The sequence below is a fragment of the Paenibacillus sp. LRG-1 genome (assembly GCF_057220305.1).
This window is the reverse complement of sequence record NZ_CM170126.1, coordinates 5,194,163-5,213,551: the sequence shown is the minus strand read 5'-3', so window position 1 is coordinate 5,213,551 and position 19,389 is coordinate 5,194,163. Positions and strand designations below refer to the sequence as shown.

Sequence of the window (19,389 nt, the reverse complement as noted above, 5' to 3'; positions counted from 1 at the left end):
TAATCCAAGGTATGACTTTATAACCGGTAGTTACCAGAAAACGTAGACACGAAAAAGGAGGAAAAGTCCGAAGGAGCCGTTCCGGGAATGGCCTGCGCGGTTCTTCTAAGAGTGACTAAGTGACATCTAGGTACAAAGCCTATCTATAAAGAATCTCTAAACCGGGAGTGTGTCGATGTGAGAGAGAATACCAACGAGCAATATGGATTAACGCAAGCCCAGCGCCGAATATGGTTCATGGAAATTATGAATCCGGGAACGTCCATCACGATGCTTTCCGCGACCTACCAGATTACGGGCGAGATCAACACACAGCTTCTGGAGCAAGCGGCGGCAGAGATCGTCAAAACCTATGACGTTTTCCGAATCCGCATTAGCGGGGATTTGCAAAATCCAACGCAGTGGTTCGAAGAGCCGGAGAATGTCCAAGCTAGGATAAGCCGCCTCGAAATAGGCACAACCGAACAATTCTATGCTTGGGTGAAAGAAGTAAGCGAAAAACCGGCCAGCGTGTTCGACGAACACCTCTACCAATTTACGATGATCCATTTTGCGAACGGCCAAGTATGGCTCAATTTGACGGTAAATCATATTATCGCCGACGGCTTGTCCGTCAATGCTTTGCTGCATGCGGTGATGGAAAAATACCTGGAACTGCGCAAAGGCATCTCCAGCAGTTACCAGGCCCCTTCCTATCTGGATTATATTTCCGCGGAGCGTGAATATGAGCAATCGCAGCGTTATCAAAAAGGCAAGGAATACTGGCTGACGAAGTACAACACTTTGCCTGAAACGACCGGCATTAAATCGTATCCGCCATTCTCGATCGGCAGCGAATCCAATAAACTGGCCATCACTTTGGACGGTTCCCGGTATGAACGCATTCTGGCCTTTAGCGAACAATATCAGGTCAGCTTATATACGTTATTTCTGTCCGCCATGTACGCCTTATTGTACAAGCTGACCGACAGCACCGATGTTCCGGTCGGCACGGTTTTCGCCAATCGCACCAGCAAGAAGGAAAAAGAAACGATCGGCATGTTCGTCAGCACCGTGGCTACGCGGATTCGTCTGAATCCAGACAGGCACGTGCTTTCCTTGATCCAAACGGTTTCCAAGGAAAATACGGCGGATCTGAGGTATCAGAAATACCCTTATAACCAATTGATCCAGGATTTACGCGAACAACACGGCCGCAACGATCTTTCGGGGCTGTTCCGCACGTCTCTGGAATATCTGCCTTTGAAAATCGTGGAGTACGAAGAAATCAAGGTACGCCTGGAGGCTCACTTCGCTAGGCACGAGATGGACGATTTGCTGCTGCGCTTCGACCATATGCTGAATGAAGGCCATGTAATTCTCCATGCTTCCTATCGTACCGGCCTGTTCGAGACGGCCGAGATTGATCGGATTATGGAACAGTATGTAACCGTTCTGGACCAGTTTCTTCAGACTCCCGAACTGCCGGTACGCGAGATTTCTCTGCTGAGCGATGAGGAGAGACACCGCATTCTCAACGTTTTTAACCCGCCGGTGGCAGGGCTGAGCGAGGGAGAAGCGTTTCATCGGTATGTTGAAAAGTTTGCCCGGGAAATTCCGGAGCATCCGGCAGTCGTCTACATGGACAAACAGCTGACCTACGGCGAATTGAACGAACGCGCCGAGCGGCTGGCTTCTCTCCTTCGCGAACAGGGCGTGGGAAGGGAGACGATTACGGGGATCTGGGCGGAGCGTTCGGTGGAACTGCTGGTCGGGGTGCTCGCCGTTTGGAAAGCCGGCGGAGCCTATGTACCGCTGGACCCCGATTATCCGGCGGAGCGGATTGAGTACATGCTCAGCGATAGCGATGCATCGGTGCTGCTTACGCAGCGTCATCTGTTGGAGCGGGCCGGAGGTTGGTTGGCCGATGACCGGCTGAAGCTTCAAGCTGTCTATGCCATGGACGATGAACAGATTTATAACGGGGATGCCTTAGCCGTGGAATTTGAATCTGCCGGCAGCGCCCTGCAAGACTTGGCTTATGTGATTTACACCTCGGGTACGACGGGACGCCCGAAAGGCGTCATGATCGAGCACGGTAGTCTCGTGAATACGGCGGATGCGTACCGTCGCGAGTACCGGTTGGATCAGTTTCCGGTGCGGCTGCTGCAGTTGGCCAGCTTCTCGTTTGACGTGTTCGTCGGAGACATCGCGCGGACGCTGTATAACGGAGGCACGATGGTGATTGTGCCGAAGGATGACCGGATTGATCCGAACCTCTTGTACGGCTGGATTCGGGACCAAAACATTACGGTATTCGAATCGACGCCTGCGCTCATCCTGCCGTTCATGCAGCATATTTATGAAGAAGGGCTGGACGTTAGCTCCATGCAGTTGCTGATTACCAGCTCGGATGCTTGCAGTGTCACCGATTACCGATTGCTGCAGGAAAGATTCGGCGGACAATTCCGCATCATCAACAGCTATGGCGTTACCGAAGCGGCCATTGACAGCAGCTTTTACGGTGAGCCGCTGGATAAGCTGCCGCCGTCGGGTCATGTGCCGATCGGCAAAGCTTGGCTGAACGCCCGGTTTTACATTGTCGATGCCGCGTTAAAGCCGGTTCCTGTAGGGGTTCCGGGCGAGCTTGTCATCGGCGGCGCCGGGGTGGCGCGCGGGTACTGGAACCGTCCGGACCTAACCGCCGAGAAGTTTGCGGACAGCCCATTTGTGCCGGGCGAACGTCTGTACCGGACAGGCGATTTGGCCCGCTGGCTGAAAGACGGCAACGTCGACTTCATCGGCCGGATCGACTATCAGGTGAAAATTCGCGGGTTCCGGATCGAACTCGGCGAAATTGAAACGACCCTGCTGCGTTTCCCGGGCGTCAAGCAGGCTGTGGTGACCGACTGTACGGATGAGCAGGGGCAAAAGTATTTGTGCGGCTACGTGGCGGCGGATGCTTCCTTGCAGCTGAGCGATCTGCTGTCCCAATTGAAGCAAGAGCTGCCGGCCCATATGGTCCCGGCCCGGCTGGTGTCTCTTGATAAGCTTCCGCTCACGCCGAACGGTAAAATTGACCGTAAAGCGCTGCCTGAACCGACCGGAGAGGTAGAAGCAGGCCGTGAGTATGTGGCTCCTCGCACAACGCTGGAAACAAGACTTGCCCTCATTTGGCAGCAGGTGCTGGGTATTGCGCGAGTTGGAGTCCAAGACGATTTCTTTGACTTGGGTGGTCATTCCTTGCGGGCCTCCACGCTTGTTTCCAAGATTCGGAAAGAGCTGCAAGTCGAGGTTCCGTTGCGGGAAGTTTTCCGCTACACCACGATCGAACAGCTGGCCCAAAGAATCAGCGGTTTAAGGCAGCAGGAGACGTATGAGATCACAAAGGCGGCTGAGGCCGAGTACTATCCGGTTTCATCCGAGCAAAAGCGTCTGTACGTCCTGCGCCAGCTTGACGGGGCCGAGCGCAGCTACAATATGTCGGCGGCGCTTCTTCTCGAAGGCAAGCTGGACCGCACGCGCGTCGAGCACGCGTTCCGGGCGCTGATTCAGCGCCATGAGACGCTGCGTACCGGGATCGAGCAGGTTCAAGGCGAGCTTGTCCAGCGCATCTATGACGAGGTGGAGTTTGCTGTCGATTATTTCCAGGGGAGCGAGCGGGAAGTGGACCAAGTGGTGGAAGCTTACTATCATCCGTTTGATGTGACCAAGCCCCCACTTCTCCGCATCGGCCTGATCGAAGTCGCCGAGGATCGCCACATTCTGCTGTTCGATATGCACCATATCGTCTCGGACGGCATTTCGACAGCGCTGCTCTTCGACGAGTTCAGCCGCCTGTATCGGGGCGAGGAGCTGACCCCGCTGCGCATTCAATACAAAGATTATGCCGTTTGGCAGCATTCCGAAGCTTACGGGCAGATGCTTCAGCCGCAGAAGGAGTATTGGCTGGAACAGCTGTCGGGCGAGTTGCCGGTCTTGGAGCTACCGACGGACTTCCCGCGGCCTGCGGTGCAAAGCTTTGACGGCCGAACCGTGAAGTTTTATATCGAGAAAGATCGGACGGAGAAGCTGAAAGAACTGGCGGCACGGACGGGGACGACCCTGTACATGGTGCTGCTGTCGGCTTACACCATCCTTATGCATAAATATTCGGGTCAGGAAGATCTGATCGTAGGAACGCCGATTGCCGGAAGAACGCAGGAAGAAGTGCAGCCGATCGTAGGGATGTTTATCAACACGCTGGCCATTCGCAGCCGTCCGGGGCGTTCCAAGCCGTACCTTTCGTACCTGGAAGAAATCAAGGACATCACGCTCGGGGCTTTCGAACACCAAAATTATTTGTTCGAAGACTTGGTAGTAAGTCTTCACATTCCGCGCGCGACCGGCCGGAATCCGCTCTTTGACACGTTCTTCTCCCTACAAAATACGGAGAACGAGCAAATTGTCATCGAGGGGCTGGAGCAATCGTTTTATCCACTGGAAAACCAAACATCCAAGTTCGAGCTGCTCCTGGATATTTCGGAGCTGGACGGTCAGCTCGAATGCCGGTTGGAGTACGCTACGGCTTTGTATAAACAAGAGACCGCGGAGCGGTTCGCCAGACATTATGACAAGCTGCTCGAAACCATCGCAGCAGCGCCGGACGGGGATATTGCCTCGTTGGAAATGCTCACGGAGGAGGAAATCCGCGAGCTGGTGCGCGGTTTCAACGATTCGGAGGCGGACTACCCGCGGCAGCAGACGATTCACGGCTTGTTCGAAGAGCAGGCGGAGCTTTACCCGGACAACGTGGCCGCCGTCATGAACGAGCGGCAGCTGACCTACCGCGAGCTGAACGAGCGATCCAACCGCCTTGCGCGGAAGCTGCGGGAGACGGGAGTAGAAGCGGACCAGCTGGTAGCGATTCTGGCCGAACGCTCGCTCGATATGGTTGTCGGCATTCTGGCGATTCTCAAAGCGGGCGGAGCCTACGTGCCTGTCGATCCCGACTACCCGGAGGAGCGCATCCGCTTCATGATCGAGGATTCGGGCGCGCCGTTATTGCTGATTCAAAAGCATCTGCACGAGAAGACTGACTTCGCAGGAACGCGCCTCGAATTGGATGATTTCGTTTGGAGGGACAGAGGGGCGGGCTCCGAAGGTGCGCTGGACGCTTCGAACCTGGAGCCGATTTCCGGGCCGGATAACCTGGCATATGTCATCTACACGTCGGGAACGACCGGCAGACCGAAAGGAACGCTGATCGAGCATAAGAACGTCGTGCGGCTCCTGTTCAACGACAAGAACCTGTTCGACTTCGGGCCGTCCGACACGTGGACGCTGTTCCACTCGTTCTGCTTCGATTTCTCCGTCTGGGAAATGTACGGAGCGCTGCTGAACGGAGGCAAGCTGGTCATCGTACCGCCGCTCACGGCGAAAAATCCGGCCGATTTCCTGGCGCTGCTGGGCCGCGAACAGGTTACCATTTTGAACCAGACACCAACGTACTTCTACCAGCTGCTGCGTGAGGTCTTGACGGATCATCCATACGATTTGCGGATTCGCAATGTGATCTTTGGGGGCGAAGCGCTGAGTCCGCTGCTGCTCAAGGGCTTCAAGACGAAGTACCCGGAGACGAAGCTAATCAATATGTACGGCATTACCGAGACGACGGTCCACGTGACATATAAGGAAATCACATGGGTCGAAATAGAGGCGGCGAAGAGCAATATCGGTAAGCCGATCCCGACGCTGAGCGTGTATGTCCTTGATGAAAGCTGCCGCCCTGTGCCGATCGGCGTAGCGGGCGAAATGTACGTGGCCGGGGAAGGCCTTGCGAGAGGATACCTGAACCGTCCGGATCTGACGGCGGAGAAGTTCGTCGATTCCCCGTTTGCGGAGGGGGAGAAACTGTACCGCTCGGGCGACTTGGCGGCTTGGCTGCCGGACGGCAATATCGAATACCTGGGCCGAATCGATCACCAGGTCAAAATCCGCGGTTACCGGATCGAGCTGGACGAAATCGAGACGCAGCTGCTGAACGTCGAGGGCGTGGAAGAAGCGGTGGTGCTTGCCCGTCAGGACGGGGGGGGCGAGAAGGCGCTTGTCGCCTACTTTGTGGCGGACCGGACACTGACGGTCAGCGAAATGAGAACCTCGCTGGCCCAGGGAATGCCGGGGTACATGATCCCGTCGTACTTCGTACAGTTGGAGCGCATGCCGCTGACGACCAACGGCAAAGTGGACCGCAAAGCGCTGCCGGAGCCGCAAGGCGGCATACAAACGGGCGTCGAATACGTAGCGCCGCGTAACCGGACGGAGTCCGAGCTTGTGAAGATCTGGGAGGAAGTGCTGGGTTACTCCGGTATTGGAGTCCTGGACAATTTCTTCGAGCTCGGAGGCCACTCCTTGCGGGCGACGAACCTTGTCAGCAAGATTCGGAAGGAAATGAACGTCGAACTTCCGCTGCGCGATGTGTTCCGCTATATGACGGTAGAATCGATGGCCGGGGCTATTGCCAGCTTGGAAGAATCGCAGCACAGCTCGATTCCGAAAGCGGAAGAGAAAGCGTACTATCCGGTTTCCTCCGCGCAAAAAAGGCTGTACGTCCTGCACCAGCTGGATAGCTTGGAGCTGAATTATAATCTCCCAAGCGCCTTGCAATTGAGAGGGGCTTTGAACGAGGCCAAAGTGGAAAAGGCGCTGACTACTTTGGTGGCCCGGCACGATATGCTGCGCACCGGATTTGAAATCGTGAATGGGGAGCCGGTTCAGCGTATTCACCCGCTCGTAGCTTTCAAGGTCGAGAAGCTTCAAGCAAGCGAAGATCAGGTTGCAGCCATTCTTGAAGGCTTCATTCAGCCTTTTGACTTGACCCAGCCGCCTTTGCTGCGCGCCCTGCTGATCGAACTGGAGAAAGAGAAATTCCTGCTCGCGCTGGATATTCATCATATTGGTTCCGACGGCCTTTCCATGGACGTGCTGCTGCGTGAATTCGTGCGGCTTTACAATGGGGAAGAATTGCCGGAGCTGCGGATTCAATACAAGGATTACGCCGTTTGGCAGCAATCCGAGGAGCAGCGGCAGCGCATCAAACGGCAGGAGGAATACTGGCGCGGGGTATTCAACTCCGAGCTTCCGGTTCTTGAGCTGCCTCTCGACTTCTCCCGCCCGGCTGTCCAGCAGTTTGACGGTCAAACGCTCACGTTTACGCTGGATGCGGAGAAAAGCGAAGCTCTCAAACGGCTTGCCGGCGATTCGGGAGCGACGCTGTACATGCTTCTGCTGGCTGCGTACTCCGTATTGCTTCATAAATACGCGGGACAGGAAGATATAGTGGTCGGCACTCCGATTGCCGCCCGTTCTCACGCCGACCTGCAGCCGATTATCGGCATGTTCGTCAATACGCTGGCCCTTCGCTTGGGTCCGGCGGCGGAGCGGACGTTCCTGGATTACTTGCAGGAAGTGAAGGAAACGACGCTTGGAGCCTACGAGCACCAGGACTATCCGTTCGAGGAGCTGGTGGAAGCTCTTCAGGTGAGCCGGGATTTAAGCCGGAATCCTCTGTTTGACACCATGTTTTCTTTGCAAAAGCACGAAAGCTTGGATTTAACCCTGGAAGGCTTGCAATGGTCGCTGTTCGACATTGAGGAAAAGACGGCAAAGTTTGATCTTAGCTTTGATATCGTGGAAGCCGATAACGAGCTGGTTTGCAAGATCGAGTACGCTACCTCGTTGTTTAGACAGGAAACGATGGTCCGGCTGGCGGGTCATTACGAGCAGCTTTTGGCGTCGATCCTGGCTCAGCCGGGTGCACGGATTTCGGATTTGGATATCTTGACGGACAGCGAAAAGCATGATTTGCTGGTCGGGTTTGACGTGTCGTCTTCGGCTCTTGCGAAGCAACCCGCCGCAGAGGGTACAGGTTTGGAAGCGGATGAGTCGTGGAGAGAGAGAACGTTCCACGAGCTGTTCGAGGAGCAGGCGGAGCGCACTCCGGGAGCGCTGGCGGTTGTCTACGAAGACAGCAAGCTGACGTATGCGGAGCTGAACGCCAAAGCGAATCGTCTGGCGTATGCACTGCGGGCGCGCGGGGTGAAGCCGGAGCAGGTGGTCGGCATTCTGGCCGGCCGTTCGGCGGAGCTGTTGATCGGGGTGCTCGCCGTATGGAAAGCGGGCGGCGCTTATGTGCCGCTCGACCCGGACTATCCGGCGGAGCGGATCGAGTATATGCTCGCGGACAGCGGGGCGTCGGTGCTGCTCACGCAGACCCGCCTGCTGGAGCAGGCGGAAGCTTGGCGCAGCGACGGAGCTCTAGTGCTGCAAACGGTGCTTGCGCTTGACGACGCCGCGACGTACAGCCTCGGAGCGGCGGAAGCGGCTGTGGGCGAAGCAGGCGCAGAGGCGGAGGCTTTGGCGCAAGCGGAAACGGCTGCCGCCGAAACGTCCGCCACGGCAGAAGCCGAGAAGAACGTACTAGCGGCGGATCTCGCATCGAATCCAGCGAATGTGAACAAGCCGCGCGATTTGGCTTACGTCATCTACACCTCCGGTACGACGGGCCGTCCGAAGGGCGTGGCGGTGGAAAACCGCAGCCTGGTGAACACGGCGGCGGGCTACCGGCGGGACTACCGCCTGGATCAGTTCCCGATCCGGCTGCTGCAGCTCGCCAGCTTCTCGTTCGACGTGTTCGTCGGCGACATTGCGCGGACGCTGTACAACGGCGGCACCATGGTCATCGTGCCGAAGGACGACCGGATTGATCCAACCCGCCTCTACGGCTGGATTCGCGACTACGCCGTGACGGTGTTCGAATCGACTCCGGCGCTGATCGTGCCGTTCATGGAGCATGTGCATGCCGAGGGTCTGGACCTCAGCTCGATGCAGCTGCTGATCACAAGCTCGGATGCGTGCAGCGTAGCGGATTACCGCACCTTGCAGGAGCGCTTCGGCTCGCAGTTCCGTATTATTAACAGCTACGGCGTAACGGAAGCGGCGATTGACTCCAGCTTCTATGACGAGCCGCTGGAGAAGCTGCCGAAGACGGGCAGCGTGCCGATCGGGAAAGCGTGGCTGAACGCCAAGTTCTACATCGTGGATGCGAATCTGAAGCCGGTGCCGATCGGGGTGTTGGGCGAGCTGGTTATCGGCGGAGCGGGTGTGGCCCGCGGTTACTTGAACCGCCCGGATTTGACGGCGGAGAAATTCGTAGACAGCCCGTTCGCCGCTGGGGAGCGTCTGTACCGGACGGGCGACCTGGCGCGCTGGATGCCGGACGGCAACGTGGACTTCATCGGCCGGATCGACAACCAGGTGAAAATTCGCGGCTATCGGATCGAGCTTGGTGAAATTGAAGCGGCCATGAAAAATGTTGCTGGCGTGCGTCAAGCGCTTGTCATCGACCGGACGGACGAGCGGGGGCAGAAATATTTGTGTGGGTATGTCGTAGCGGATTCCAGCTTCGATCTGGAAGGGCTTGTGGCCCATCTGGACGCCGCGCTGCCTTCCCATATGGTGCCTTCGCGCATCATGCGCCTGGATCAAATGCCGCTTACGCCGAACGGGAAGATCGACCGTAAAGCGCTGCCTGTGCCGGAAGGAAGCATTCGTGCCGAGGCTGCATACACGGCGCCTCGTACTCCTGCCGAGCAAGCACTTGCATCGGTCTGGCAGTCGGTGCTGGGCGTGGATCAGGTCGGCACGATGGACAATTTCTTTGCGCTCGGCGGCGATTCGATCAAGGCCTTGCAGGTATCGTCCCGTCTTTTGCAAACGGGGTACAAGCTGGTCATGAAAGATTTGTTCCATTACCCGACGATTTCCGCCCTTAGTTTGCAGCTGCAAACGGCGGAGAGAACGGCAAGCCAGGCCGAAGTGACGGGAGAGGTCATCTTGACCCCGATTCAGCGCTGGTTCTTTGAACAAAATCCGGCCGACGTGCATCACAGCAACCAGGCGTTCATGCAGTTCTCCAAGCAAGGCTTTGACGAAGAAGCTTTACGCCAAGCGGTGCGTCAGCTTGTCGTGCATCACGATGCTCTCCGTACGGTTTACCGCCAAACCGAGAACGGCTATACCGCCTGGAACCGCGGCGCCGGAGAGAACGAAGCGCTGTTCGATCTGGAAGTTGTCGATTTCAAGGGAGTCGGCGACGTGAAAGAAGCGGTAGAGGCTAAGGCGAATGACATTCAAGCGAGCATCGATCTGGAAAACGGTCCGCTGGTGAAGCTCGGCTTGTTCCGCTGCGACGACGGCGACCACCTGCTCATCGCGATCCATCACTTGGTCGTAGACGGCGTATCCTGGCGGATTCTGCTTGAGGATTTTGCTGCCGGCTATGAGCAGGCGCTGCAAGGGCAGCCGATCCGTCTGCCGCTCAAAACGGATTCATTCCAAACGTGGGCGAAACAGCTCGCTGATTATGCGAACGGTCCGGCGATGGAAAGCGAGAGAGAGTATTGGCAGCATATCGAGCAATTGACCTATGAGCCGCTTCCGAAAGATTTTGAACAAGGCAGATCCAAGCTGAAGGACAGCGGGCTCGTGACCGTTCGCTGGACGGCGGAGGAAACCGAACAGCTGCTGAAGCAGGCACACCGTGCTTACCATACGGAAATGAACGATTTGCTGCTTGCCGCGCTTGGCCTCGCGGTACAAGCTTGGAGCGGCCGGGAACGCGTGCTGGTGAATCTCGAAGGCCACGGTCGGGAAGATATTTTGCCGGATGTGGACATTACGCGCACGGTAGGCTGGTTTACAAGCCAATTCCCTGTCGTTCTGGAGCCGGGTCACGCCCAGGCGCTCGGTCATCAGGTGAAACAGGTTAAAGAAAGCTTGCGCCGCATTCCGAACAAAGGAATCGGCTACGGCATCCTGCGTTATTTGTCGGCGCCGCGTGACGGCGAGCGCTTCGCTTTGGAGCCGGAGATCAGCTTTAACTATTTGGGTCAGTTCGACCAGGATTACGAAAGCAGCGGCTCAAGGCCGTCTCCGTTCAGCCCGGGCTCCGATTCAAGTCCGAATGCAGTGATGGATTATGTCCTCGATATCAACGGTATGGTGTCGGAAGGAGTGCAGGAACTCACGATCCGTTATGGGGAAACCCAGTATAAACGGGAAACGGTAGAGCGCCTGGGCACCCTGCTTCATTCGAGCTTGCGTGAAGTCATCAGCCATTGCGTATCGAAAGAGCGGCCGGAGCTTACGCCTAGCGACGTACTGCTTCAAGATGTGACGTTGGAGGAACTGGAGCGGCTGGCCGAACATACGGCGGCGCTTGGCGAACTGGAGAATGTATACACCCTGACTCCGCTGCAAAAAGGGATGTTGTTCCACAGCCTGCTAGATGCCGATTCGGAAGCTTACTTCGAACAGGTGACCTTCGATCTGTACGGAAGCCTGAATGTCGAAGCCTTCACCCAAGGATTGGATACGCTGGTGCAGCGGAATGAGGCGCTGCGGACCAACTTTATTACCGGCTGGAGAGACGAGCCGATTCAAGTGGTATTCCGCGAGCGGAAGTGTGAAGTGTACTTCGAAGATATTCGCTCGGTAAGCGATGAAGACCCGGAGAAGACGATAGCCGATTTCGTCAGCGCGGATAAAGCGAACAAGTTCGATTTGGCCCGAGGCTCTCTTATGCGCGTGACAGTTTTGCGCACGGGCGACGAGTCCTACCATGTGATCTGGAGTCACCATCACATTTTGATGGACGGCTGGTGCATGTCCTTCATGATCAAGGAAGTGTTCGACACCTACTTCGCGTTCCAGGAGAAGCGGACGCTGGAGCTTCCTCCGGTTACCTCGTACTCCCGGTATATCGAATGGCTGGAAGCTCAAGATGCCGCGAAAGCTTCGCGTTACTGGTCCGAGTATTTGGCGGGTTACGATCAGCAGACCAAGCTGCCCCAGGAGAAAACGCAGCTGAAGCAGGGCGCTTTTGAAGCGGCTGAAATCGATGTGGAACTCAGCAAGGAACTGACCGGGCAAATCGAGCGGGTGGCGCGCCAGCAGCAGGTGACGCTCAATACGTTCATGCAGACCGTATGGGGACTGGTTCTGCAGGTATACAACAACAGCGAGGATGTCGTATTCGGCTCCGTCGTATCCGGGCGTCCGGCGGAAATTCCGGGCATCGAAAGCATGATCGGCCTGTTTATTAATACGATCCCGGTCCGTATTCAAGGCAAAGCCGAGGAGACGGTAGCCGATATCTTGAGAAAAACCCAGGATCAAGCGCTGGCATCGGGAGCTTACGAAACGTTCCCGCTGTTCGAAATTCAGTCGCTGAGCGAGCAAAAGCGCGATTTGATCAACCATATCATGGTCTTCGAAAATTATCCGATGGAAGAACAGATTGAGCAGGTCGTCGGCGGAGACAAAGAAGCGCTGAAAATCGCTAATATCCAGTCGCCGGAGCAAACGAACTACGACCTGGACATTACCGTCATTCCGGAAGAGCATATTTTGCTGCGGTTTACGTACAATGCGCTGACGTTCAGAGAGGAAGACATCAGGCTGATCCACGGTCATTTTGCCCGGGCACTGGAGAAGGTTGCGGCTAACCCAAACATCCGCGTGAATCAGTTGGAGCTTTTGACGGCGGCGGAAAAAGAGCAAATTCTTGGCGCGTTTAACCCGGCGCAGCCGGAAGCGGCTCCTGCGTCGGCGTTCCACCGGCTGTTCGAGGAACAGGCGGAACGCACGCCGGAAGCGGCAGCTGTCGTGTACGAGAACGACCGGCTGACGTATGCGGAGCTGAACGAGCGGGCGAATCGCTTGGCGGCTACGCTGCGCGCAAGCGGCATCGGCCGGGAGACGATCGTCGGCATTCTCGCCGAGCGTTCGGTGGACTTGCTGGTGGCCGTGCTGGCCGTCTGGAAAGCGGGCGGGGCGTATGTGCCGCTCGACCCGGATTATCCGGCAGACCGCGTGCGGTTCATGCTTGAAGACAGCGGAGCGAAGGTGCTGCTGGCGCAAACGGCGCTGCGAGAGCGCGCCGAAGCCTGGCTCGGCGAAGAGGAGCTGGCGCTGGCGGCGGTGCTGTACCTCGACGACGAAACTTCGTACAGCGAGGAGGGGACGAATGCCGACAGCTTCCATGAAGCCCGTCCAGAGGACCTGGCGTACGTGATCTATACGTCGGGAACGACGGGCAAGCCGAAGGGCGTGATGATCGAGCACCGCAGCCTGGTGAACACGGCGGCGGGCTACCGGCGGGAATACCGGTTGGATCAGTTCCCGGTGCGGCTGCTGCAGCTGGCAAGCTTCTCGTTCGACGTGTTCGTGGGAGATATCGCGCGGACGCTGTACAACGGAGGCACGATGGTGATTGTGCCGAAGGACGATCGGATCGATCCGTCTCGTCTGCACTACTGGATTGAGCGGGAGCGGGTCACCATCTTCGAATCGACGCCGGCGCTGATCGTGCCGTTCCTGGAGTACGTGCACGAGCAGCGGCTGGATATGAGCTGGATGGAGCTGTTGATCACGAGCTCGGACAGCTGCAGCGTGGCGGATTACCGGACCTTGCAGGAACGCTTCGGCTCGTTGTTCCGGATCATCAACGCCTACGGCGTGACGGAAGCGGCGATCGACTCAAGTTTCTACGACGAGCCGCTGACGAAGCTGCCGCAGACAGGCCATGTGCCGATCGGCAAAGCGTGGCTGAATGCGAAATTCTACATCGTGGACGCGCATCTGAATCCGGTGCCGGTCGGGGTGCTGGGCGAGCTGGTCATCGGCGGAGTCGGAGTGGCGCGCGGGTACTTGAACCGTCCGGAGCTGACGGAAGAGAAGTTCGTAGACAGCCCGTTCGCCGCGGGCGAGCGGCTGTACCGCACAGGAGACTTGGCGCGGTGGATGGAAGACGGCAACGTGGACTTCATCGGCCGGATCGACAACCAGGCGAAAATCCGGGGGTACCGGATTGAGACGGGCGAAGTCGAAGCGAAGCTGCTGAGTGTAGGTGGCGTGAAGGAAGCGGTCGTCGTCGTCAGGGAAGATCAAGAAGGTCAGAAAGCTTTGTGCGCTTATTATACAGCGGAAGAAGGCTTGACGGCGGCGGACCTGAAGCGGGCGATTGCCAGCGAGCTGCCGGGGTACATGATCCCGTCGTACTTCGTGGAGCTGGAGCGCCTGCCTCTGACGCCGAACGGAAAGATCGACCGGAAGGCGCTGCCGGCACCGGAAGGGGGAGCAGGCGGAGGCCGCGAATACGTGGCGCCGCGCACCGAACTGGAGGCGAAGCTGGCCGCCATTTGGCACGATGTGCTTGTTCGGGAGAAGGCGGTAGGCGTAACGGACAACTTCTTCGACCTCGGCGGACACTCCCTGCGGGCGACGACGCTTGTCAGCAAAATGCATAAGGAGCTAGGCGTTGAATTCCCGCTTCGCGACGTATTCCGCTACTCGACGGTTGAGGAAATGGCCGCGGCTATGGAGCGGCTGGAGATCGGCTCGTTCACGGCTATTCCGGCTGCGGAACCTAGCGAGTATTATCCGCTCTCTTCCGCTCAGAAACGTCTCTATATCTTGAACCAGCTGGAAGGAGCCGAGCTGAGCTACAACATACCGGGAGCTATGCTGCTCGAAGGGGAGCTCGACCGGCAGCGGTTTGAAGAAGCGTTCCGCGGGCTCGTAGCTCGTCATGAAACGCTGCGTACCGGCTTTGAGATGGTAAAAGGCGAAGCGGTTCAGCGGATTTACGAAGAAGCCGCCTTCCAGGTGGAATATGTGCAGATCAGCGGGGACCAGGCGGAAGAAACGGTGCGCCAATTCGTTCGTCCGTTTGATCTAGCGAAGCCGCCACTTCTGCGGGTAGGCCTTGCCGAACTGGCGCCGGACCGGCACATTCTAATGTTCGATACGCATCATATCGTATCTGACGGCGTTTCGATTGACGTACTGATCGAAGAGTTCGTCCGCTTGTACAGCGGGGAGCAGTTGGAGCCGCTCCGCATTCAGTACAAAGATTATGCGGTATGGCAGCAATCGGACGTGCAGAAAGCTCAGCTTGCCAAGCAGGAAGCCTACTGGCTCGACATGTTCCGCGGAGAGCTGCCGGTTTTGGAATTGTCGACGGACTATCCGCGCCCGGCTATGCAGAGCTACGAGGGCCGCACGCTGCAATTGTTTATGCATAGCGAGAAAAGCGAGGGTCTGAAACGGCTTGCAGCCGAGAACGGCGCAACGCTTTACATGGTTCTGCTTGCTGGTTATACAATATTATTGCATAAATATACAGGGCAAGAAGACGTGGTGGTCGGTACGCCGATTGCGGGAAGAAATCACAGCGACATTCAGCCGCTGATCGGGATGTTCGTCAATACCCTGGCCATCCGCAGTTATCCGGCTGCCGGTAAGACGTTCCTTGACTACTTGAAGGAAATCAAGGAGACGATGCTGGGCGCTTTTGAACATCAGAATTATCCGTTTGAGGAACTGGTGGATAAGGTGAACGTGGCTCGTGATTTACGCCGCAATCCGCTGTTCGATACGATGTTTGCTTTGCAGAATACAGAGAATTTGGAAATCCAGCTTCCCGGACTCCATTTGTCGACGTATGCCAGCGAAGAAATTGTTTCTAAATTCGATCTCAGCTTGGACGTCACGGAGATCGAGGAAGGCTTGGAATATCTGTTTGAATACGCCACTGCTCTTTATAAAACCGAAACGGTGGAGAAATTGGCCGCTCACTACTTGCAGCTGCTTGAATCCATTCTTCGCAACCCATCGGCGACTATTGCCGAGCTGGGCATTTTGACACCGGCGGAAAAAGAGCAAATTCTCGGCGCGTTTAACCCGGCGCAGCCGGAGGCGGCTCCTACGGCCGCGTTCCACCGGCTGTTTGAGGAACAGGCGGAGCGCACGCCGGAAGAGGCGGCCGTCGTGTACGAGAACGACCGGCTGACGTATGCGAAGCTGAACGAGCGGGCGAACCGCTTGGCGGCTACGCTGCGCGCAAGCGGCATCGGCCGGGAGTCAATCGTCGGCATTCTCGCCGAGCGTTCGGTGGACTTGCTGGTGGCCGTGCTGGCCGTCTGGAAAGCGGGCGGGGCGTATGTGCCGCTCGACCCGGATTATCCGGCAGACCGCGTGCGGTTCATGCTTGAAGACAGCGGAGCGAAGGTGCTGCTGACGCAAACGCCGCTGCGAGAGCGTGCCGAAGCCTGGCTCGGCGAAGAGGAGCTGGCGCTGGCGGCGGTGCTGTACCTCGACGACGAAGCGTCGTACAGCGAGGAGCGGGCGAATGCGCCGATTGGCTCCGGCATGGTCTCCGGCAAGCTGACGGATGCTGTGGACGACGGCGATGAGAGCCATCAGAATGTTGGCATCGACAGCTTCCATGAAGCCCGTCCAGAGGATCTGGCGTACGTGATCTATACGTCGGGAACGACGGGCAAGCCGAAGGGCGTGATGATCGAGCACCGCAGCCTGGTGAACACGGCGGCGGGCTACCGGCGGGAATACCGGTTGGATCAGTTCCCGGTGCGGCTGCTGCAGCTCGCAAGCTTCTCGTTCGACGTGTTCGTGGGAGATATCGCGCGGACGCTGTACAACGGAGGCACGATGGTGATTGTGCCGAAGGACGACCGGATCGATCCGTCTCGTCTGCACCACTGGATGGAGCGGGAGCGGGTCACCATCTTCGAATCGACGCCGGCGCTGATCGTGCCGTTCCTGGAGTACGTGCACGAGCAGCAACTGGATATGAGCTGGATGGAACTGTTGATCACGAGCTCGGACAGCTGCAGCGTGGCGGATTACCGGACCTTGCAGGAACGCTTCGGCTCGTTGTTCCGGATCATCAACGCCTACGGTGTGACGGAAGCGGCGATCGACTCAAGCTTCTACGACGAGGAGCTGGCGAAGCTGCCGCAGACAGGCCATGTGCCGATCGGCAAAGCGTGGCTGAATGCGAAATTCTACATCGTGGACGCGCATCTGAACCCGGTGCCGGTCGGGGTGCTGGGCGAGTTGGTTATCGGCGGAGTCGGGGTAGCGCGCGGGTACTTGAACCGTCCGGAGCTGACAGAAGAGAAGTTCGTAGACAGTCCGTTCGCCGCGGGCGAGCGGCTGTACCGCACGGGAGACTTGGCGCGGTGGATGGAGGACGGCAACGTGGACTTCATCGGCCGGATCGACAACCAGGCGAAAATCCGGGGCTACCGGATCGAGACGGGCGAGATCGAGTCGCAGCTGCTGCGGGTGGAAGGCGTGCGCGAAGCGGTGGTGCTGGTTCGAAGTGACGCGAACGGGCAGAAAGCGCTGTGCGCGTACTACACAACGGATGGCGAACTGACGGCGGCAGACCTGAAACGGGCGATCTCCAGCGAGCTGCCGGGTTACATGATCCCGTCGTACTTCGTGGAGCTGGAGCGCCTGCCTCTGACGCCGAACGGGAAAATCGACCGGAAGGCGCTGCCGGCGCCGGAAGGGGGAGCAAGCTCAGGCCGCGAATACGTGGCGCCGCGCACCGAACTGGAGGCGAAACTGGTCGCCATCTGGCAGGACGTGCTCGGGCCGGTCACGATTGGCGTGACGGACAACTTCTTCGACCTCGGCGGGCACTCCCTGCGGGCGACGACGCTGGTCAGCAAGGTGCACAAGGAGCTGAGCGTGGACCTGCCGCTGCGCGATGTGTTCCGGCACTCGACCATCGAAGCGATGGCCGAAGCGATCAGCCAATTGGAGCGGCAGGAATACCTCTCCATTCCGGTTCTGGATAAGAGGGATTACTATCCGCTTTCCTCCGTGCAAAAACGGCTGTACATCCAGCAGCAGATGGAAGGCGCCGAGCTTAGCTACAACATGTCCGGCATGACGGTTCTCGTCGGGCGTTTGGAACGGAATCAATTCGAGGCGGCGCTCAAAGGATTGATAGCTCGTCACGAAATTTTGCGAACCGGCTTCGAAATGGTCGACGGCGAACCGGTACAACGGATTTATCCGGACTTGAAGTTTGCCGTCGAGTATACGAAAGCGACGGAAAGTGAAACGAAGAGCATCGTAGACGGCTTTGTACGCGTCTTTGATTTGGAGCGGCCGCCGCTGCTGCGTGTGGGCTTAGTCGAATGGGAAGCGGAACGGCATCTGCTCATGCTGGACATTCATCATATCGTCACGGATGGCATGTCGATGGGCATCTTCGTCGAAGAGCTGCTGCGCCTGTATAACAGCGAGACTCTGGAACCGCTTCGGATTCAATACAAGGAATTCGCCGCTTGGCAGCAGTCCGAACCTGTAAAAGAGCGGCTGAAACGTCAGGAAGCCTACTGGCTGGACGTGCTGGAAGGCGAACTGCCGACGCTTGAACTGCCTACGGACTTTGTCAGACCTGCCGCTCGCAGCTTTGAGGGAGATGTGCTGCCTTTCAGCATCGACAAGCAGATGACCGACAGCTTGCAGCGCATCGCCGATGAGAACGGTGCCACCCTTTATATGGTGTTATTGGCGGCCTATTCAATCCTGCTCAGCAAGTACTCGGGACAAGAAGACTTCATTGTAGGCACGCCGGTTTCGGGCCGCACACATGCCGACCTGGAGCCGCTCATCGGAATGTTTGTCAACACTTTGGCGATTCGCCATTATCCGTCCGGGGAGAAGACGTTCCTCGCTTACTTGAACGAAGTCAAAGAAACGATGCTGGGGGCCTACGACCACCAGGATTATCCGTTCGAGGAGCTTGTGAAAAAGCTGCAGGCGCCGCGAGATCAAAGCCGCAATCCTGTATTCGATGTCATGTTTGCTTTGGAAACCAAGGAAGATAACGTTCAAAGCTTCGGGGATATCAAGATCGAATCTTATCCGGAAACTCATACGGTTTCCCAATTTGATCTTACCTTGGTCATCTCGTTGCTGGATGAGGGAATGAACGGGCAGTTTGAATATGCCACCAAGTTGTTTACGCTCAATCTGATCGACAATTTCGCTCAGGACCTGCTCGTGATCATCACCCAAATTTGCGAACAGCCTTCGGTGCTGTTGAAGGATATTTCCCTGAACGGGCAATCCGAACAGGAGCAAGATGTGCTAGAGGCCATTGATATTATTTTCTAATCCCTTACCCGGCTTGGGTGTATGCCGTATTTCTCTCGGTACGCATCCTGCCGGGTGTTTTTTTCCAAATGAAAGGGAAAAATCCACCACAGGAATCTGACGTCAAGTGCCGCTGAGTAACTATTTCAATTTATTGGAAAATCGACAAAACACAACAGACTACCATCCAAATCTGCTTGGTAGTTTTTTTTGTAAAAGGGGTCGAATAAGCTGAATTGAGATTTTTAAGACTCTCTTTATACCCTGCATTTCCTGCATAAATCCCATTTAGATTTATCATAAAATGATGCTGTTTTTTCAAGGCTTATCCATCGAGATATTTTTTGTGCCAGTTTTTTTGTTTTCAGATCATTATCTCACTCACGGTTA

At 56.9% G+C, this 19,389-nt stretch carries 1 protein-coding gene; it reads left to right on the top strand.

Annotated features, from left to right (window positions below; all coding sequences use genetic code 11):
* Positions 1-177 precede the first annotated feature (177 nt).
* Positions 178-19,020, top strand: coding sequence for a non-ribosomal peptide synthetase (locus ACUUJN_RS23125; RefSeq protein ID WP_484668975.1), 18,843 nt, complete (start codon positions 178-180; stop codon positions 19,018-19,020).
* Positions 19,021-19,389 lie beyond the last annotated feature (369 nt).